The sequence below is a fragment of the Bacillus cereus group sp. BfR-BA-01380 genome, assembly GCF_022663535.1.
GTDB classification, from domain to species: Bacteria; Bacillota; Bacilli; order Bacillales; family Bacillaceae_G; genus Bacillus_A; species Bacillus_A cereus_BB.
This window is the reverse complement of record NZ_JAKUFS010000004.1, coordinates 91996-111120: the sequence shown is the minus strand read 5'-3', so window position 1 is coordinate 111120 and position 19125 is coordinate 91996. Positions and strand designations below refer to the sequence as shown.

Sequence of the window (19125 nt, the reverse complement as noted above, 5' to 3'; positions counted from 1 at the left end):
TAGTTTAAATGATATATGGTTTAGCGATAAAAATAATGAATTTGCTATAGAAAGGGGATGTCCCATGAGTCAGTGTAACTGACCTATGGGACATCCCCTTTCTTATTATGTAAAATGGTAAGACCGCTCTTAAAATAAGAAACAGTCGGGCATACCAAATTTTATGGTGATAATAAACTAGTTACCTATTGGTTCGTTGCACAAAACCAACATCTCGCGCAATATTCCGTAATGATAGATTATGTAAATCTTATCAGAATAAGATATATATTCATGATAATTAAAATGAAAGGTTTTATCTAAAAATAATGTAATATATAAAATATACTATTATAACAAAGGATGGATACATATGAGTCTACAAGTTTTTGATGCAGCTAATGCCCATCAAGCTAAGATTTTGAAGTACTCCCTAAACGAAAATTTTTATCTATCTACAATTATTTATAACAATTCAGCTCATTTTTTTAGTCTTGGGTAACAACGAATTTCTTAAGTTGATGGGTATGTGCTTGCTATCCACTATTAGAATTTTTGACCAACCAAGGTTTTATTAATGACAGAACCGTTACAGGTTGCATGGCTTTGGTATGATTCATGCCGTCTCCTTCCAGTATTTCTACATCCCACCCTAAGTGTTCTAGCACTTGTTTATTTTTTTGTATTGTACCGACAATATCAACTGTTACACTTCCAAAGTTTTCTCCATAAATAATGGTGTCTTTTTCACCAGCAAACGCTAGCCTTGGAATAGCTAGTTTGTGTTGAATTTCTCGATCATCAAATCCCTTTAAATTCTCATATAACGTTACAAACTGTTTGGTTTGATTCGTGTTAATTTTCACCTTTATGTTATCCCAATCAATCTTTTCTGGACTTTTAGTCTTATCTTGCTCATTAAAGACCGGAGAAGTTTGGTTATTCAATGCCTGTTCGTATGTCCTGTTCGTTACAATTAACATTTCCTTGTATGGCCCATCCATTGGCGGAAAACCACCCATTATTAAGCTTTCTAATCTATTTGTCCTAATTGCTAATTGTAGTCCAACTAAAGCTAACCAAGAATATCCATAATAAGTAAATTCCTTAACGTTCATCTCGTCAGCAATTAATAATAGATCTTTTACTATATTTTCAGATGTTAAATTCTTTGGATTTGGATGTTTCAAACGATGTCCTTCATAATCAAAATATAAAACCTGAAACTTATCTTGCAATCCCTCGACAAAGTGTTTTCCAAATTCAGGGTCTACTCCCCACACCTTTAAGTTTTCAGCTTCTTCGCCAAAAACGGATTCTTTAGCTACTGGCAGCATGATTGTTTTAAAATTTGCATTACCAACTAAGCCAACTTTTAATTCTGATTGATCCATAAGTTTTATGAATTTCTCCATTTGTATCACTCCTAAATTGTTTATACTTATATCATATAACATTCATGCAATCTTTCGGATTTGCGCTATTTTTTCTTGATATATTAGAAATTCATTAAAAATATGTTATTGTAGCACTTGAAGGTTTTACTTTAAGTGAGGAGTTGAAAATGGAGAGATATACCCCTAAACAAATTGCAAATTCCTTAAATGTTAGTACCACAACCTTGAGAAGATACGAAGAACAAAATCTCATTCCTGATGTACCAAGAACGAAAAGTAATCATCGATTCTATACCTCTATACACTTCCAAGCATTTACTACCATTCGGACTTTATTAAAAGGGTGTGAGATACCCATTGTCTATGAAGTCATGAGAATGATTAAAAACGAAAGCTTTGAACAAGCTCTTTGGTTAGTAAATGAACAACAATTTCATATACAGCTGGAGAAACAAAGAGTGGAAGAAATACTGACAATGATTCAAAATGCTAATTTTACGAAATATAAAAATAGAAAATTAAGAGAATGCATGAGTATTGGAGAGGCTGCAGAAATAGCAGGCGTAAATGCCTCGGCTATTCGCCATTGGGAATATGAAGGGTTAGTCTATTCGGAAAGAAATAAAGAAAACGGCTATAGAATGTTTACAATAACAGAACTACGTAAGATACTGGTCATCAGCAGTTTGAGAAAAACCGTTTATTATATTGAAAATATGAAGAAGCTTTTAAATGAATTAAACACACAAAACTACAATAAAATCGAATGTTCCTTTCAGCTAGCTTTGGAAAATCTAAATGATCAACTATTGCTTCAATTTAAAGGAATTGCGGAGCTGATGAAATATATAAACTTATACCAACAAATGAACACTTAAAAAAGAGGTAAGCATCGGCTTACCCATTTCCCCTTTTCCATTACTAATCAAAACTTATAGAATGATAACAGAGAACCTTCCTCAACAATCTGGCCTTTTAATGGAATAGTGTAACTGTTGTATTAAGTTCATTATAACGTCAGAATTTTACCCTAAGTTCCTTCTTTCATAAAGGAGGTCTCTTTTTGCGTCATTTTGTTACACAAGGTCTAACACGTTACAAAGCTCAATCGGTTTGTAATAACGTATCTCTTCTTCCTTCCATAATCACAAGTAGAATTTCACTATACCAAACGCCTTGATTACACGCAAACCTTAGAGAAAAACATTAAAATACATCGCTAAGCTTTTTATATTGGGATTAGGAAAAATCAAGGGTATGCCAGCTTTATCTTAGCACTTGCATCAATGTTGTACAATGAAACTAGAAACGAAAAGGAGGAGATCTTATTGAAAAATGATAATCTTGCTATCACGCCGCACCGGAGCGCAAAGCCCAGCGAAATCATTACTTTCGGCACTTATCCGCAAACAGCAAACGGCACAGACAGAACACCTATAAAATGGAGAGTTCTTTACAACTCAGGTAAAGAGTTGTTTATTTTGAGTGAATTCATTTTGGATTCCAAGCGATATCATAGCAAATATGTAGATGTTGCATGGCATGATTCCGATTTGCGCAAATGGTTGAATGAAGAATTTTATGATGCTGCATTTAATGAACATGAGAAACAATTCATTAATACCACACATTGTACTGATCACGGTAGTTTAGATACAAAGGACAAAATTTTTATACTCAGTGTTGCTGAGATAAAAGAATTTACAGACAAACTAAGTGAAGACTCTTCAAAAGCTAAACGAAGTGCAATAGGAACAGAATTTTCCAAAACGAAAAAAAGTGATGGGTGTCATTTGTATGTGTATGATAAAAAGTTGAAATATGATTATATAACTAAAAATGGTAAAGAATTTGGTTGCTCTTGGTGGTGGCTTAGAACACAGCCAGATAATAATCAATCACGGACTTACTTCATAGGTACTCGTAGCAGTATTCGCAGTTATGGGAATGTTAACTTAGCTTGTTACGGCGTGCGCCCCGCTCTAAAAATTAATCTCCAATGATAAAAAGCGAGGCGTTCCACGGGCTTTTTCCCCGACAATACTTCGCGGAAAGCCATTCCCACCGACTTCGCCGTAACAAACTACACCTACAAGTACAACACAGGCAATTGTAGTTTTTGCCTTGGACTAATTAAACAATACGAACAGTGTTAAAATAGTTGTTTACTATTCACTTACTTGCAATTATTCATCACAGAAATAATACCAATAATATCGTTTAAAAACTATCTCTCTTATAAAAAACTAAATAAATTTATAATAAATAACCGTTGCATCTAATTCACCATTTGGAGAAATTGCATACCCCGGTATTTTGCCAGATTCTTGATAGTCTAATGACTTGTACAATCTATTGGAAGGATCTCCTTCTCTAGTATCTAATACTAAAAGAGACCTGCTTTCTTGTTTTGCTCTTTCTTCTGCTTTTTGCATAAGCAAGCGTCCAATACCGTTACGTCTAAAATTTGGATGAGTCATTAACTTGTAAATTTCAGCTCTGTGGCTTCCATTTGGCTTTGTAATTAAATGCAATTGAACACTGCCCGCCACTTTATTGTTTATTTTGGCAATAAATAATATCACCTCTGGTGCTAAGACAGTTTGCCAATACTTTGTCGCTTCTTCTAGTTCTAGTGGAGGTAAAAAACCCATCGACGCTCCATCATCTACTACGGTTTTCAAAAGTTCAGAAAGCTCTTCAATATCTTCATCAAGTAGTTTAATCTCTTTTATTTCTAGATTTTGCATTACTTTTCCCCCTTTTGTTTACTCAATATATAATTGTATATTATCACTAATTGAAGGAGCATAAAATTAAACAAAAAGACATATAAAATACGCTCTCTTCTCCTATATTCTTGTAAATTTAAGAACCATAACTTCGTCACAAATAAAAAGCAGCAACAACTATACAGTTGCTGCTTGATTAATTTCTTTTTTTATTTCAACACTTTTAATTTGATGGGCATCTTTAGAAAGAACCCTAAATTCATATTCTTCACTTTTTATTGTCTGTCCTTCTTGAATATCATAATTCTGCATCATAATCCAACCACCAATCGTGTCAACATCCTCATCATTCATATGTAATCCTACCAAATCGTTTAATTCACTAATGAGTACCTTACCTTCTACTACGAAATGCTGTTCATTCATTTGCTGAATGGGCGGACGTTCATCTTCATCATATTCATCACGGATTTCTCCTACAATTTCTTCTAGAATATCCTCAATGGTTACAATACCAGCTGTACCGCCATATTCATCATACAATACAGCCAATGGAATACGCTTCTTTTGCATTTGCAGTAAAAGATCATGTATCGGAATGCTTTCAATCGCTTCTATTACTGGACGTGTATACGAGTGGATCGAATCGGATTCTTTAGTTTCTTTATTCATGTAACGAATAAAGAAGTCTTTCACATTCACCATCCCAATGATTTCATCTTTGTCTTCTCCAAATACAGGATAACGTGTGTACTTTTCATGGCCAATTATTTTTATATGATCTGCTAAAGAATTATCTACATGTAGCCCTATAATTTCCGTTCGAGGGACCATAATTTCTTTAGCAATACGATTATCAAATTCAAAAATATTATTTACATATTTATACTCAGCTTGATTAATTTCTCCGCGCTCATAACTTTCAGAGAGAATGAGTCGTAATTCTTCTTCTGTATGAGCCACATCATGCTCTGATGCTGGTTTTAGGCCAAATAGTCCTGTTATCATCCTTGCTGAGCCATTTAACAATCGTATAAATGGGTACATGATTTTGTAGAACCAAATAAGCGGAGGCGAAAGTAATAAAGTAATCTTTTCAGCCTTTTGAATCGCGAATGTTTTTGGTGCTAATTCTCCTACTACAACATGTAAGTACGTCATGATAATAAAGGCAATTCCTAAAGATAGTAAACTTGTAATGGAAGGATTGATATTCCATTTATCAAATAAAGGGTGTAAAAGACTTTCAATGGTTGGTTCACCTAGCGCACCTAGTCCCATCGCCGTCACTGTAATCCCCAATTGGCAAGCTGACAAATATTCATCCAGGTTTGTGGTCACTTTTTTAGCCGCCAGCGCACCCTTCTTTCCTTCTAATACAAATTGGTCAATCTTTGATCCTCTTACTTTTACTATGGCAAATTCTATTGCGACGAAAAATGCTGTAAAAGCGATTAAAACCACTACCATGATTAAATTTAATATGTTCAACTAATCCCCTTAGCTTCCTTGAAACTAAAGGATCCACCTCCTGATAAATTTTTCTCATTCCCTTAATACTGCTGTATACAACCTAAAATATTATTGTATATAACTTAAATTCTCATAATTATTAGGGGTACTCTGAGAAAATTGAGGTAGTTCAGCCACCTATCCGAATCACCATCTGATTCCAATAATGTTCCACCGCCTTGATTAAATTATCTATATGCTATCATGTAACATAAAGCGCCATCAAACATTAAACTGTTTTTCTTGAAAATTACATTAAATCCCAAGAAGCCGCAATTAATCTTTGTAACTTTCACTTCTCCTTTCTTACTAAATAGCCCAACAAAAAATACATCATGCTAATACATAAAATAATAAATTCATATGTGCTTCCTAATGCTCCTATAGAAATAAAAAAGGTAACAAGAAAACAAACTCCAAGTACTAAACAGAATCCAAAGTAAACGATTCTCCATACATTCCGGTTTAATCCAAAAGAACCTGCTCCAGTTATTACACCGACTATGAGAAGGCCAATAAGAATGACTAAAGTAAGCCTATCAATTGCTGATGAATCAATTTCGGAATGGAGCGCTTTTCCTAAGGATGTACCCAATAAATACAAAAATCCATATCCTACCGTAGCAATGATCGTTAATCCCCCTAAGACAACCCCAATCGTTTTTGATAGTACATATTTCCCCATTCATTCACCTCATATAGCATAAATTTCTGTGCTTTTATAACATGTCTATAAAGTGAAACTTCCATCAGTGGGGGTTTTTTTCATCCCCCACTGATGGTTAGTTGAACCAATCGGGCTTTTACGGGCAGTTATCCCCCACCTATCTTCTTCGTTTCTCTCTCAATCTTGAGGTGGGGGTCTTACTGCCCGTTAATGCGGGATAAAAAGTTTTAAATTCATTTCACACAAGGTAAGTGGGCTAAGCTACTTTTCAATATACGTAGATTCGTTTCCTCTCCCACCTATTATGGCGTAACATCACAATCACCAAAAAACGACAGAACGGATTGCTTAACGTACAAAATTAGCATTTTGCGGGCGCTATCCTATAATGTTTTTCCACCCTATTTAAAACAACATCCCGCTCTTTGTCCCATACGGAATGCCACTCAAATGTTCCCGGTTCAAAAAATAGTGGAAACCTTTTTCTAAACTAATCTTGCATCGGTAAATTTAGAGCCTCTTTTTTGTCCACCCATACTAATTCTCCTTCAGGCGGCTCTTCCAGTAGCGTTCCTTCAAAAGATGTTACCAAATAATTAAACACCATATATCGTAACTTTGTGTTTGGCTCACAAAACTCGGTGATTCCTTTAAAAATAATGTCTTTTACAATTGAACCTGTTTCTTCACGTACTTCTCGGATCGCTCCGTCTACAATACTTTCTGGAAAGTCGACTTTTCCGCCAGGAGCAATGTACCCTGGAAAACCTAAACGATCTGGACGATTCATAAGTAAAACTTTGTCTCCATCTTGCACCATACACATCGTTAGCATTTTACATTCAAAATTACTCATCAAAAACTTCCTCCCTTGTGTAGATTCGTTGTTGAAAAATGTATTTTAAGAAATCCCTTATCATTTTTTTCGCGCTAAATACAACGCAACAAACTGTGGTTTTTCAATTTTTCCACCATGTTTTTCAATTACGTTATAAATACTATGAAACAATTTTTCTTTAATCTCTTTTGGAAGCAAGCGATGAGCAGATTGAGTATGTATTAATGCGATATAATCATCACTTGTATATGTATCAGTCCATTTATAGGTTTTAACAACTAAATTTTGAAACAACTCCTGCCGTATTGTAAGGGTTTTTCGTTCTTCCATTAGTTCTTCCGGCGTTGGTAATTTGTTAGGATGTAAATGCGGTGCATACTTTTCATAACAATCTCCAATCTCTCGAAAAACATCTGTAGCAGGTTGTATGTGATATGTCCAAAAGAAGGCCATTTTCCCATGTTTATGCAACAAATCCGCCACTTTCGGATAGCCGATTTCAGGATTAATAAAATGAAACGCTGTTGCTGAAACCGCAAGCGAATATGAATCATCCTGCCGATCCCAGGTTTCAAAATTTCCTTGATATACGTGTATACCATTCTCATTTTGAAATTTAGAAGCTGTAAATTGCGCTAATCGTTCTCCTAGCTCAATACAATCAATCTGCTTATATCCTAACTGGGCGAGTCCTTCCGTTGCTTTACCTGTACCACAACCAATTTCAAGAATTCGATCTTCCTTCTCAATATTTGCATACGTGAACAAGTCTTGAAAAAGTTCCTTTGGATATGTCGGTCTTATTTTCTCGTATTCTTCAGCAATATCATCAAAAGTATATTTTCTTTCTTCAAAATTTACATCCACTCTTTTCTCCCACCTCTTCTTTAAAAATTTCTACTTCACTTATAATTTCATCTACAATCATTGAAATATCTTTCTTTTCTTGTTTCGCTTGTACTAGCTTATTTGACTCATACCATTTTCGACCTATAGCCATACCAATCGGACAATCTTGCTCCCATGTTTGTAGTAATCGGTCGACAGCATGTCCTCTCCGCAATACAAAATCTGTCTTCAGAACAAATTGTACGATTTCAAGTTCTTTATGCGGACCTGAAGCCTTCATATTTTTCCCTTGTAAATAAGCATTTCCATTTTTCAAATTGGTTGCTCCGACTACCTTATCTCTCGCGGCATAGTGAATATTTGTGATTCCAGACATGACAATAGCACCAAAACATAAAGGGCACGGTTCCATCGTAGAGTACAATTCATATTCCTTTCGTACAACGTTCGTTTCTAAATTGTTTATTTTTAATATTGCATTAATTTCCGCATGAGCAATTTTGTTATTACATATTTCATTTGGCAGCGCTTCCGTCTCGTAAACTGTATTTCTACCTTTTGAAATGATATTCCCACTTTCATCTACAATTACAGCACCAATAGGAAATGAACCGTTACCATACGATAACCAAGCTTGATTGAAACATTCTTTCCATGACTCAGATAATGTATGCCACATATCAGATTATGCTCTCCCTTCATAAATTTTTAATTGAGGATGTTTTATTTTAAAGAAGAGAAATGACTTGCTTATATAAATCGTCTTTCTCCTCTTCAGGTATGCCTTCTATTAATCTTGCTGCCATAATAGGTAAAAACCATGATTCTATGTCTTTCCACGTACCTTTTGATAAAGTTAAATACTCGTTTACGTACTCCTCACAAAATGCATGGCGCAGCGCCATAATACCTTGTTTCACTGATTCTGGTATACTTGCTGGTAGATGGGCATATTTTAATATAATAACCGTACGTGCTACATCGGCAAATGGATTACCGAAGCCTGCTGTCATCCAATCGATCACAATCGGTCCCTGCTCTGAGATTAAAATATTATCAGGATGAAAATCCATATGACACACTGCTTGATTAGTTGGTAATGCTTCCATATAAGTTGCGATGTTTTCTTTTTGCTCTGACGTAAAACGATTACAATGATTTACATGCGAAATTAAAGTTTCACGAATATCCGAAAATGCATTAGATTTCCGGCTATGAATTTGAAAATGCAATTCAGCAAACCTTTTTGCTTCTTTCTTTACATTCATCGGATTTTTAGCTAATTGCTCGGTTAAAGTCACGCCATCAATTTTCTCATAAATAATCCCCGTTCTATCTTGATAAGAGATCTTATCCCCTACTTTTGGTGCGGATAATCCAAGGTTTTGGACTTCTTTACTTGCAAAAAATTCCCTTTCAATAAGCGATTCCTGAATGTGGTTATGAAATAGTTTTACAATTTCTTTATCATTCCATAAATAAATCTCTGCTGTAATTCCTGCCCCCATTTTTTCTTTCATTGATTCGTCCTACTTTCATTAAATTGTTATATACCTTCTATTTATTTCCTTTTCACAGACTTCTTTTCCTTCTTTATTCGACAAAATTCACATGAAAAAGGCGAATATCTTATTAGAAATCCGCCTTTTTCTGATTCTATTACTTTTTATATAAATTCATTTTAATCTTTCAACATATAAATCACTGCTATGCAGAACAAAATATGGCAACAACTATTGTTTGAAAATTTGCGTGTGGTAGGAAAAGGTCCTAACCGCTTGCTTCTATGCACGGCCAGATGCTCTTGCCCAGCTAAAAAGAAAAGGGTTTTTATATCATTTATATATTATACTTTCGCACTTTCCTTTCCCTTCTCAACATAACCCATATCTCCAACAGATTCGATGGTATACTCTCCATCCTTATAGAGAATTTTCGTTACACTTGCATTTTCTAGTCCAAGTTTTATTTTACTACTATCAATCATGTCTACTAATGATGTGATCGTAATTCCATGAGAGACAACTAAAACGTTACCTCCTCCATTTTTGGCAGTCTCTTCACTAATTTTATCAAGTTCTCTTTTTATACGGGTTGAAAAGGTTTTCCAACCTTCAGATTGCTTTGTATCGTCTGCTACTGCAATGAAATTCACAATTTCCTCAATAGATAACTTCATGAATTCCTCTGCTGATTTCACGCCAGCAACAGTTCCAATCATTTTTTGCATATTTTCATTCTTATCGCCTTCAAAAATTCCGAAATTTAATTCACGTATGTCTTTCCTTTGTACAAGTTTTAACTTTGATTGCTCACTATATTTTAATACTAAGTTAGCAGTTTCAATAGCGCGACCACTATCACTACTGTAAGCAGCAACAAAATGAATATCTTTTAAGCCATTTCCTAAATTTTTAGCTACTTCAACACCCTTTTCTACTAATGGAGAATCCGCCCAACCTTGCACACGCTCACTAGCATTTAACATTGTTTTACCGTGTCTAGTAATATATAACGTAACCATATTATCTTTGTTTTCATCTAATGTATTACTGCCTTTTTCCATCACGTTCATGAATTTCTCTCCTTCAAAATATAATCGGATTTAGTGAACACAAATAAGTAAAACTAAGCTTCTTCTTTAACCAAGTTCATTATTGCTTAAGAAGTTTCATAATCAATGCCGCCATACACTCTTCTACGATTATACCATCCTTCGATGTATTGAAATAGTGATAGATTTGCTATTACGTATACATTACTTCTCCTTGCAAAGACGATGAGACGATTCGATTGTTAACTTAAAACTAAGTGAAACTCCATATCCCCCTTCCCGCCAAATCGGACTATTTCTAGTTTACCGCCTTATAATCTAATTCCTCTTATGACACACTCGCAACAAGAGATATTAATCGCTTACAATTCCATATATCATATTGACCTTCAAATGATTGTCCTTTTTCACTATAAAAAAACTCCAGATAAACAGTAAAGAGTCCATCATACTAGATGAACTCTTTTTATACTGTTTTTCTCAATGATTTTAAATAACGTGCTGTAATTAAAATCCATTATCTGATTGAATTTGTATTTGTAGGAATAAGCATTTGAGATCTATTTCTCAAATGCTTATTCAATTATTTACTATCGCTTTTTCTTTTAGGAATAAAACTAGAAAGGAAAATAGCAACAATTAATGCAAGACTCAAGTTTTCAGTAGTATCAATCTCTAAACCGTTTTTCCATTGATATATAAAGGATATCAATATTATAAGTATAGCAATTCCAGCGGTATATCTTACTATTTTTTGCTTAGTTCTCGTTTCGTTTGTTTTCATATGTATCCCTCTTTCTTATTTATCAGATTAAGTGTGCAGTATTGTTATTCCTTTCATGTCCGTTACTACACAAACACCGATATCTATTCTTTTTTATCCAATAAACAAAAACTGAATATTCTGTATTTAATTGAGAAATAATTACAACCCTTTCACTTTATCTGAATTGTGTTAATATTTAACCAACAAAAATGTGAATAAAGAGGACATTATGGCATTACAAGCTAAAGAAAAAACATTTGAGAAAGGAGCATTAAAATAATGTTTAAGAAAATTAAAAAGATTAGTTCTGTTGTTTTAGGTTTATCCGTTATTGGTATTGTTTCTGCAGGTTTAAATAGTTCGTTCACATATCAGGCGGGTCATGCTGATCTACCTACACCACAAAGACCTGATTTAACTTATACGTACGGAGTTCCAGGTGGTGGCGGCCATATAGTAAGTAATAAATCTGTAAGAGATCCTGGTGGTGGTGGCTCACCTGCTTATGACCAGGGGCAACCTTGGGGCTTAGCTGATGGAAACACTGGTGGTTCACCTGCTAATAATGGAGGCGATACTCCTTCTCCTGCTCATTCACATGCTGACTTACCTACCTCTGCTGATGGAGATCACCATGTATCGCCTTCTTACAGTCATGCCGATACATGGTCACCTACTAATGAAGAGCATGGTGACACACCTTCACAACGAGCATAACATTTTAATAGAGTTAAATAACAAGTCACTTGTCTAAATACGAGCAGCTTGTTGTTTATTTTCTTAACCAGTAGTATCCTGACAAATTAGCACCTGCAAAAAAAGAAACCTACATTAATAAATTAGGTTTCTTTTTTGTCTCTTATTATACTTCTTCAATAACCTCTACTGGTACCGCAGGTGGTGCTGGCGGAGCAGCATGTCGCATTGCTTCTTCTTGCTCTTGCTGATCTTGAATTACTCGTTGCTTGATAAGTGTTTTGCACGCCTTGCTACCTTTCTTTGTTTTAAAATTTTGCACGTGGCAGGAAAAAGACCCTGACCGCTCCTATACATAGCCAGTCCCTCCCAGACCATTTAAAAAATACTTTCCCGCCTTTTTCCCACAGGATGACTGAGTAGTTACCTTTTTATAATCTCTTTTCTAAATAGTAATGATTATGTCCTTTAGGATGATCTTCACTTACACCTATCACCTTATATCCATGCTTCTTATAGAAATCTGGAGCTTGAAAACTAAAAGTATCCAAGTTTATCAGTCGACATTCTTTTTCAATTGCAAATTCTTCAATATGTTTCATTAACTTGCTCCCATAGCCTTCGTGTCTATATTCTTCAGAAACCCACAGAAAGTCAACGTGCAAGTGGTACCAGAATATTATTGCCGTTACACCTCCTACTATTTCTTCTTTTTCATTTTTAACTATAAAGCTAATATTTTCCGAAGGAGTTTTTTCTTCATCTGAAAGACTCTTTTGGTTATGCTCAATCACTTTTTTTCTTATGTAATCACTATCCTCTTGTATCCATTGTTTTATTATTTTCATTTTAAGTATCGCTCTCCTTTTTTAATTTCTATTTTATCTATTCAATTTAATAATCAAATAATCTGTTCTTATTCAACTAATCTGCCCTGTAGTTCCATAAGAAAAAAATGAAACTCAAAACTAATTTTCAGTTCATCTTTTTTATAATCAGATCAACTTTGTTTCAGACCGACAACTAATAAAAGCAAACTCCCTAAATGAAGAGTTTGCTTTTAAAAATTACGATTGTTTCTGAGACTGTATTCCTTGAATATATGCCACAACCTCAGGATTCACAAGTGAAGATAAATCTCCAAGTTCTTTTCCTAAATACGCTGCTTTTATAACGCGGCGCATCACTTTTGAATTACGTGTTTTCGGCAAATCTTCGACAACATGAATATCTTTCGGACACAATGCTTTCCCAATATGAGAGTTTACTAGACTTAGCAACTCTTTTTTCAGTTCTGGTGTAAACACAGTGCCTTCACGTAACACAACAAAGCAATGACATACTTCACCTTTCACTTCATCTGGAACGCCAATTGCCCCAGCTTCGACAACATCATGGTGTTTTACAAGAATGGATTCATACTCCGCAGGTCCAATACGTTTTCCGGCAATATTTAACGTATCATCAGAACGCCCTGTGATAATATATTGTTCTCCATCGTATAATACCCAGTCACCATGCACCCATTTGTTTTCAAAACGGGACCAGTATGTACTTACATAACGATCGTCTTCTTCCCAGAAACTTTTCGTCATACCGACCCACGGCTTTTCTAGACATAATTCTCCGACCTCATTTTGAACTGGTGCCCCGTTTTCATCTAATACAACAGCGGCCATTCCTGGCAATGATGCGTTAAAACTAATTGGTGCAATGGGTTTAATGAGGACGTTCCCAAAAATACCACCAGAAATTTCAGTACCACCAGAGTAGTTACAAATTGGTACTCTTTTTTTGCAAACTGTTTCAAAGAGCCACATCCATGGATCTGGATTCCACGGCTCACCTGTTGAACCGATTACTTCTAAGCTTTGCAACGAATGTTGCTCCACCCATGAGTCGCCTTTTGCCATTAATGAACGAATTAACGTTGGTGAAATACCTAGATGCGTTACTTCATAACGATCGACCATTTCCCATAAACGATCTGGTTCTGGATAATCAGGAACACCTTCATATATGACCATCGTTGCACCGTTAAGAAGAGAACCAAATAATAAAAACGGCCCCATCATCCAGCCCATATCAGTAATCCACAACACACGGTCACCTTGTTTCACATTCATACCAAAACCAGCATCAAATGCTGCTTTTAACGGAAATCCTGTGTGCGTATGCACCGTTCCTTTCGGCTTACCCGTTGTACCAGATGTATAAATAAGCATAAGCGGGTCGTCGCTTTTCATTTCTTCTGCGTGCGTAAATGGTTTATCTTTTTCAAGAACACTCCATGAAATATCATAATCTTGCGGTGTAAATTCATTCCCCGCATGACGAACGATTACGACTTTTTCAACACTTGGGCAATGCTCACACGCTTTATCTACTTCCTCTTTTAAAGAAACTGTTTTCCCACGGCGAGCAAATCCATCTGCGGTAATAATCATTTTAGACCCTGCTGCTTGTACGCGCGTCATCACTGCATCGGAAGCAAACCCTGAGAAAATAGGAGAAATGATTGCACCAATTTTCATGACAGCTAGCATGGCAACTACTGTTTCTGGAATCATTGGCATGTAAATGGTTACACGATCTCCTTTTTCAATTCCTAAATGTTTTAAACCATTTGCAACGCGGCTTACCCAATTGTCTAGCTCCTCATATGTAAATGATTTCGATGTCCCGTTTTCACCTTCCCATATAAGCGCCTGCTTTGTTTTCGTATCATCTTCTGCAATCCAACGAGATAGTGCAGATTCTACAACATTGCAAGTCCCATCCACATACCACTTAGCAAATGGAATACCGTTTGCTAAGTCTAACACTTCTGTATATGGGCGCATCCATTGATAACCTACAGCACGCTCTGCTTCTTCCCAAAACCACGCTGGATCTTCAATAGACTTTTCATAAAATGTTTCATAATCATCATAACCGAGCGATTGCATCCATTGATATAAGCGTGTGTTTGCTTTATATTCCTCGTCCGGAAACCAAACTGCTTGCTTCACGATTTGTCCCTCCTTCTGTTTTGAAAAAGAAAGCCCTTTAACAGGGCGCTCTCACTAATATGTAAATCTATTTTGATGTTGCAACATATAAGTCACTGCTATGCAGAACAAAAGTGACCTGCACTTGTTTTCTCTCTTTGTTTTCGCACCGCACGTGGCAGAAAAAGGATCTGACCACTTCTATGCACGGCCAGACGCTCTCGCCCATCTAAAAAGAAAAGATTTTTAGATTTTCCTTGTAACTACTCAGCCATACATTTCATTTAGAAGTTTGGTAAGGATATGATTCCGGCGAAAATACACTCCCTATTACCTTTATTCATTTTTCAGCAAATAGATTGCTGCCATGAAGATAAAGTGAAACTTCCTTTCATGGACGCTTTTCCCATGAAAGGTTAGTTGAACCAATCGGGCTTTTACGGGCAGTTATCTTCGCTGCTCTTCCCTGCCTTTACTGCCCGTTAATGCGGGATACAAATGGTAATGCACCTTGCTCCCTCTCTTTGGTTTAAAACTTTGCGCGTGGCAGGAAAAGGCCCTGACCGCTCCTATACATAGCCAGTCCCCCCAGACCATTTTAAAAAATGCTTTTCCGCCTTTTTTATTGAGTGACTGAGTAGTTACTTCATTTTTATACTGGATAAACTGGATGTTTACGATCTGTAAATACTTGATATTTACTCATATACATTTCAAAACGTTGCCTTAATTCCGTACGTAATTGGTTCGGATGAACGATACCATCAATAACCATCTCTGATGCAAGACGATAAATATCAATGTCTTGCTTATACTCTTCACGTTTTTGCGCGATAAAGGCTGGGCGCTCTTCTTCTGGCAGTGCTGCAATTTTATTTGCATACACTGCGTTTACCGCTGCTTCTGGTCCCATTACCGCAATTGAAGCTGTCGGAAGAGCAAGGCAGCAATCAGGTTCAAATGCAGGGCCTGCCATCGCATATAAACCAGCACCGTATGCTTTTCTTACAACGATAGAAATTTTCGGCACAGTTGCTTCACTCATAGCGGAAATCATTTTCGCACCGTGACGAATAATACCAGCTCGCTCTACCTTCGTACCAATCATAAAGCCTGGTACATCAGCTAAGAATAAAAGTGGAATGTGATAAGCATCGCATAGTGTAATAAATTTCGCTGCTTTATCAGCAGAGTCATGGAATAGTACGCCGCCTTTCATACGAGGCTGATTCGCAATAATTCCAATTGGCATACCATTCATACGTGCAAATCCAGTAATAAGCTCTTGTGCAAATAACTTTTTCACTTCAAAGAAAGAGTCTTCATCAATTACACGTTTAATTAAATCGTGCATATTAAAAGGTGCATTTTGATTTTCCGGGATAATTTGTTCTAATGTTTTTTCGAATTCTTTCGGTTCTTGAGGTTCTGTCATTGGAGCTTTTTCTAAGTAGTTGCTTGGAAAGTAAGAAATATATTGACGTGCTTTTGAGATTGCATCTTCCTCTGTTTTACAAAGTACATCTCCGCATCCAGATACAGAGCAATGCATACGTGCTCCGCCCATTTCTTCTAATGTCACTTTTTCACCGATGACCATTTCAGCCATACGAGGCGAACCGAGATACATAGATGCATTTCCTTCAACCATCATTACAACGTCGCAGAAAGCAGGAATGTATGCACCGCCTGCAGCAGATGGACCAAATAGTAAACAAATTTGCGGTACTTTTCCTGATAATTTCACTTGGTTATAAAAAATGCGCCCTGCCCCGCGTCTGCCTGGGAACATTTCAACTTGATCTGTAATACGCGCGCCAGCAGAGTCAACAAGATAAAAAAGTGGTACACGTAATTTTTCAGCTGTTTCTTGAATACGTAAAATTTTTTCTACTGTACGAGACCCCCATGATCCTGCTTTTACAGTAGAATCATTTGCCATTACACAAACAGTGCGTCCATTTACTTTGCCAGTCGCGGTAACTACTCCATCCGCAGGCAATCCGTCTCGTTCACAGTTTGCAAATAATGCATCTTCTACGTACTCACCGTTATCAAACAAAAGCGCAAGACGCTCACGAACAAATAGTTTCCCTTTTGCTGTATTTTGCTCATGATATTTCGGTGCACCGCCTTGCTTTATCGTTTCTACACGCTCTTCTAATGTACGAGATTGTTGTTTTTGATCTAGCATATTTATTCCCCCTTATAAATCGGCTTCCGTTTTTCGCGAAATGCTTGTAATCCTTCTAAACGGTCTTTCGTATGAATAACACCTTCGTACGCTTGCCTTTCCATTTGTAAACCTGTCTGCAAGTCTACTTGCATCCCATTTGTAATTGCTTCTTTCGCACGGCGAACTGCAATTGGACCGTTCGCTGCAATTTGCTTGGCGATTTCAATTGCTTTTTCTTCTAATTCTTCAGCAGAAGTAACATATTCAACAAGTCCGTATTCCTTTGCTTCTTCAGCCGAAATACGTCTAGCCGTATAAATTAATTCTTTAGCGCGTCCCATTCCAATTAAACGCGGGAGTCGCTGCGTCCCACCAGCTCCTGGAATAATCGCAAGCGAAGTTTCTGTTAAACCAAGACTTGCTGTTTCCGAAGCGATGCGAATATCACAAGCAAGACTTAATTCTGTACCGCCGCCAAGCGCAATTCCATTGATAACTGCAAGAACAGGTTGTGATAATTGTTCTACCATATCCATAGTAGAGCGAATCATCCCTACTGCCTCTCGCACTTGTTCTTCGTTCATATTGGCACGTTCTTTTAAATCTGCACCTGCACAAAATGCTTTTGTACCTGCCCCTGTAATCATTACGACACGGACATCGTTTTCTTCGTTAATACGACCTAGTGTCTCTTGTAATTCTTCTAAAAGAGCAAGTGATAAAGCATTTGCTTGGCCTTCACGATTGAATGTCACTTTCACGATATGAGGCGTTACATAATCAACTGAAATATTTTGCAGCTGTAACATGGGATCACCTACTCACTGTTTTATGTTGCAAAGCACGGTATACATGACTCGGAATCTGCATATCGAGCTTGCTTTGAATAAATTTTGTTGCTTGTAATAGCTTTTCTTCATTTACATTTGTTTGTACATCCATTTTATGAAGCATGTGAACTAAATCATTTGTTGCAACATTTCCAGACGCACCTGGTGCATACGGACATCCGCCAAGACCACCGCATGAACTATCAAAAGTTGTAACACCGCATTCTAATGACTTTACTACATTAGCAAGTGCCATGCCGTACGTGTTATGGAAATGCATTGCAAACTTAGAAGAATCATATTTTGGGAGTAGGTGCTCTAGTACACGCTCTACTTGTACTGGATTTGCCACCCCGATTGTATCCCCAAGCGATACTTCATATATGCCGTATGAAAACAATTTGTTACAAAGTTCATCAACTGTATGAACGTTCACTTCACCCTCATATGGGCAACCAAATACAGTCGACACGTAACCACGTACCTTTTTCCCAGCAAATAATGATTGTTTCGTTACCTCTTCAATAACAGAAAGTGCTTCATCAATGGATTTATTAATATTTTTCTTATTATGCGTTTCACTAGCAGATAAAAAAACGTTCACCTCATCTACATCTTGCAACAGCGCCCGTTCCAAACCATTTTGATTTGGAACGAGAGCTGCATAAGTAACATGCGGTTTCCGCTCAAGCGCAGCAAACACATCTTGTGCATCGGCTAAAGCAGGAATCCATTTAGGGTGAACGAAAGATGAAACTTCAATATAAGAAAGACCTGCGTCTGCCAGCATTTGAATCCATTGCACTTTATCTTTTGTACCAACAATCTTCTTTTCATTTTGCAAACCATCACGCGGCCCAACTTCTTTAATAGAAGCAAAAGAAGGTAATTTCAATCGATTGCACCCCGTTTCTCACTATTCGATTTCTACTAATACATCTCCCTCATTAACAAAATCGCCTTCTTGCACAAGAATCTTCATGACTGTGCCAGCTTCTTCTGCAGCGATTGGAATTTCCATTTTCATAGATTCTAAAATGACGACATCTTGATCTTCCTCTACTGTATCTCCTACACCCACTACAATTTTCCAAACGTTTCCTGCCATCGATGCATATACTTTTGTCATCATTTATTTC

The 19125-nt window shown here is 36.5% G+C and carries 19 protein-coding genes and 1 pseudogene; 3 read left to right on the top strand and 17 right to left on the bottom strand.

All coding sequences use genetic code 11. The features are described from left to right. Positions 1-515: 515 nt before the first annotated feature. A complete protein-coding gene (locus tag MR076_RS05200; RefSeq protein ID WP_242218367.1) occupies positions 516-1394 on the bottom strand; it encodes an alpha/beta fold hydrolase in 879 nt (292 codons plus the stop codon). Between the two features lie 149 nt (positions 1395-1543). On the opposite strand from MR076_RS05200, the gene MR076_RS05195 reads away from it, so the two are divergent. Continuing rightward, the gene (locus MR076_RS05195; RefSeq protein WP_242218365.1) at positions 1544-2254 is read left to right on the top strand and encodes a MerR family transcriptional regulator; all 711 of its coding nucleotides are present in this window, start codon (positions 1544-1546) and stop codon (positions 2252-2254) included. 450 nt (positions 2255-2704) lie between these two features. Beyond that, positions 2705-3379: a DUF6273 domain-containing protein gene (locus MR076_RS05190; protein WP_242218363.1), complete on the top strand. Its 675-nt coding sequence runs from the start codon at positions 2705-2707 to the stop codon at positions 3377-3379. 243 nt (positions 3380-3622) lie between these two features. Here the strand turns inward: MR076_RS05190 and MR076_RS05185 are convergent, their stop codons facing one another. The 9 genes and pseudogenes from MR076_RS05185 to MR076_RS05145 form a co-directional block, all read right to left on the bottom strand. Then, positions 3623-4126, bottom strand: coding sequence for a GNAT family N-acetyltransferase (locus tag MR076_RS05185; RefSeq protein WP_242218360.1), 504 nt, complete (start codon positions 4124-4126; stop codon positions 3623-3625). A gap of 159 nt (positions 4127-4285) precedes the next feature. Next, positions 4286-5599, bottom strand: coding sequence for a hemolysin family protein (locus MR076_RS05180; RefSeq protein WP_242218358.1), 1314 nt, complete (start codon positions 5597-5599; stop codon positions 4286-4288). A gap of 313 nt (positions 5600-5912) precedes the next feature. Then, complete coding sequence (locus MR076_RS05175; RefSeq protein ID WP_242218356.1) at positions 5913-6305, bottom strand: hypothetical protein; 393 nt, start codon at positions 6303-6305, stop codon at positions 5913-5915. 343 nt (positions 6306-6648) lie between these two features. Then, positions 6649-7143 (bottom strand): annotated as a pseudogene (locus MR076_RS05170) (NUDIX domain-containing protein). A 60-nt stretch (positions 7144-7203) separates the two neighbouring features. Next, entirely contained in the window at positions 7204-7992 is a 789-nt protein-coding gene (locus tag MR076_RS05165; RefSeq protein WP_242218353.1) for a class I SAM-dependent DNA methyltransferase, read from the bottom strand. Continuing rightward, positions 7976-8653 carry a nucleoside deaminase gene (locus MR076_RS05160; RefSeq protein ID WP_242218351.1) on the bottom strand — a complete coding sequence of 226 codons (678 nt, stop codon included), beginning with the start codon at positions 8651-8653 and terminating at the stop codon, positions 7976-7978. The genes MR076_RS05165 and MR076_RS05160 overlap by 17 nt, the downstream gene beginning before the upstream one ends. A gap of 49 nt (positions 8654-8702) precedes the next feature. Next, positions 8703-9494 carry a phosphotransferase gene (locus tag MR076_RS05155; protein ID WP_242218347.1) on the bottom strand — a complete coding sequence of 264 codons (792 nt, stop codon included), beginning with the start codon at positions 9492-9494 and terminating at the stop codon, positions 8703-8705. A 326-nt stretch (positions 9495-9820) separates the two neighbouring features. Beyond that, a complete protein-coding gene (locus MR076_RS05150; protein WP_396021655.1) occupies positions 9821-10549 on the bottom strand; it encodes a histidine phosphatase family protein in 729 nt (242 codons plus the stop codon). Positions 10550-11111: 562 nt separating this feature from the next. Continuing rightward, positions 11112-11312 carry a hypothetical protein gene (locus tag MR076_RS05145; protein ID WP_242218345.1) on the bottom strand — a complete coding sequence of 67 codons (201 nt, stop codon included), beginning with the start codon at positions 11310-11312 and terminating at the stop codon, positions 11112-11114. A 261-nt stretch (positions 11313-11573) separates the two neighbouring features. Here MR076_RS05145 and MR076_RS26740 point away from each other — a divergent pair, with 261 nt between their 5' ends. Next, complete coding sequence (locus tag MR076_RS26740) at positions 11574-12011, top strand: Phr family secreted Rap phosphatase inhibitor (protein ID WP_242218342.1); 438 nt, start codon at positions 11574-11576, stop codon at positions 12009-12011. Between the two features lie 145 nt (positions 12012-12156). On the opposite strand, the gene MR076_RS05135 is transcribed toward MR076_RS26740, so the two are convergent. The 7 genes from MR076_RS05135 to MR076_RS05105 form a co-directional block, all read right to left on the bottom strand. After that, the gene (locus MR076_RS05135; protein WP_242218341.1) at positions 12157-12312 is read right to left on the bottom strand and encodes a hypothetical protein; all 156 of its coding nucleotides are present in this window, start codon (positions 12310-12312) and stop codon (positions 12157-12159) included. A gap of 109 nt (positions 12313-12421) precedes the next feature. Further along, positions 12422-12838, bottom strand: coding sequence for a GNAT family N-acetyltransferase (locus MR076_RS05130; RefSeq protein WP_242218335.1), 417 nt, complete (start codon positions 12836-12838; stop codon positions 12422-12424). Between the two features lie 219 nt (positions 12839-13057). Next, a complete protein-coding gene (locus tag MR076_RS05125; RefSeq protein WP_242218331.1) occupies positions 13058-15001 on the bottom strand; it encodes an AMP-binding protein in 1944 nt (647 codons plus the stop codon). Between the two features lie 631 nt (positions 15002-15632). Continuing rightward, positions 15633-17174, bottom strand: coding sequence for an acyl-CoA carboxylase subunit beta (locus tag MR076_RS05120; protein ID WP_242218327.1), 1542 nt, complete (start codon positions 17172-17174; stop codon positions 15633-15635). A 2-nt stretch (positions 17175-17176) separates the two neighbouring features. Beyond that, a complete protein-coding gene (locus tag MR076_RS05115; protein ID WP_242218324.1) occupies positions 17177-17965 on the bottom strand; it encodes an enoyl-CoA hydratase in 789 nt (262 codons plus the stop codon). A 4-nt stretch (positions 17966-17969) separates the two neighbouring features. Beyond that, the gene (locus MR076_RS05110; RefSeq protein WP_242218322.1) at positions 17970-18881 is read right to left on the bottom strand and encodes a hydroxymethylglutaryl-CoA lyase; all 912 of its coding nucleotides are present in this window, start codon (positions 18879-18881) and stop codon (positions 17970-17972) included. Between the two features lie 21 nt (positions 18882-18902). Continuing rightward, positions 18903-19118, bottom strand: coding sequence for an acetyl-CoA carboxylase biotin carboxyl carrier protein subunit (locus MR076_RS05105; RefSeq protein ID WP_242218319.1), 216 nt, complete (start codon positions 19116-19118; stop codon positions 18903-18905). Positions 19119-19125: the final 7 nt, after the last annotated feature.

What these genes read in the sequence shown, in the direction of transcription:
- MR076_RS05200 (WP_242218367.1), bottom strand. Translation starts at nt 1,394, where the DNA reads ATGGAGAAATTCATAAAACTTATGGATCAATCAGAATTAAAAGTTGGC.
- MR076_RS05195 (WP_242218365.1), top strand. Translation starts at nt 1,544, where the DNA reads ATGGAGAGATATACCCCTAAACAAATTGCAAATTCCTTAAATGTTAGT.
- MR076_RS05185 (WP_242218360.1), bottom strand. Translation starts at nt 4,126, where the DNA reads ATGCAAAATCTAGAAATAAAAGAGATTAAACTACTTGATGAAGATATT.
- MR076_RS05175 (WP_242218356.1), bottom strand. Translation starts at nt 6,305, where the DNA reads ATGGGGAAATATGTACTATCAAAAACGATTGGGGTTGTCTTAGGGGGA.
- MR076_RS05160 (WP_242218351.1), bottom strand. Translation starts at nt 8,653, where the DNA reads ATGTGGCATACATTATCTGAGTCATGGAAAGAATGTTTCAATCAAGCT.
- MR076_RS05155 (WP_242218347.1), bottom strand. Translation starts at nt 9,494, where the DNA reads ATGAAAGAAAAAATGGGGGCAGGAATTACAGCAGAGATTTATTTATGG.
- MR076_RS05150 (WP_396021655.1), bottom strand. Translation starts at nt 10,549, where the DNA reads ATGAACGTGATGGAAAAAGGCAGTAATACATTAGATGAAAACAAAGAT.
- MR076_RS05145 (WP_242218345.1), bottom strand. Translation starts at nt 11,312, where the DNA reads ATGAAAACAAACGAAACGAGAACTAAGCAAAAAATAGTAAGATATACC.
- MR076_RS26740 (WP_242218342.1), top strand. Translation starts at nt 11,574, where the DNA reads ATGTTTAAGAAAATTAAAAAGATTAGTTCTGTTGTTTTAGGTTTATCC.
- MR076_RS05130 (WP_242218335.1), bottom strand. Translation starts at nt 12,838, where the DNA reads ATGAAAATAATAAAACAATGGATACAAGAGGATAGTGATTACATAAGA.
- MR076_RS05120 (WP_242218327.1), bottom strand. Translation starts at nt 17,174, where the DNA reads ATGCTAGATCAAAAACAACAATCTCGTACATTAGAAGAGCGTGTAGAA.
- MR076_RS05115 (WP_242218324.1), bottom strand. Translation starts at nt 17,965, where the DNA reads ATGTTACAGCTGCAAAATATTTCAGTTGATTATGTAACGCCTCATATC.
- MR076_RS05105 (WP_242218319.1), bottom strand. Translation starts at nt 19,118, where the DNA reads ATGATGACAAAAGTATATGCATCGATGGCAGGAAACGTTTGGAAAATT.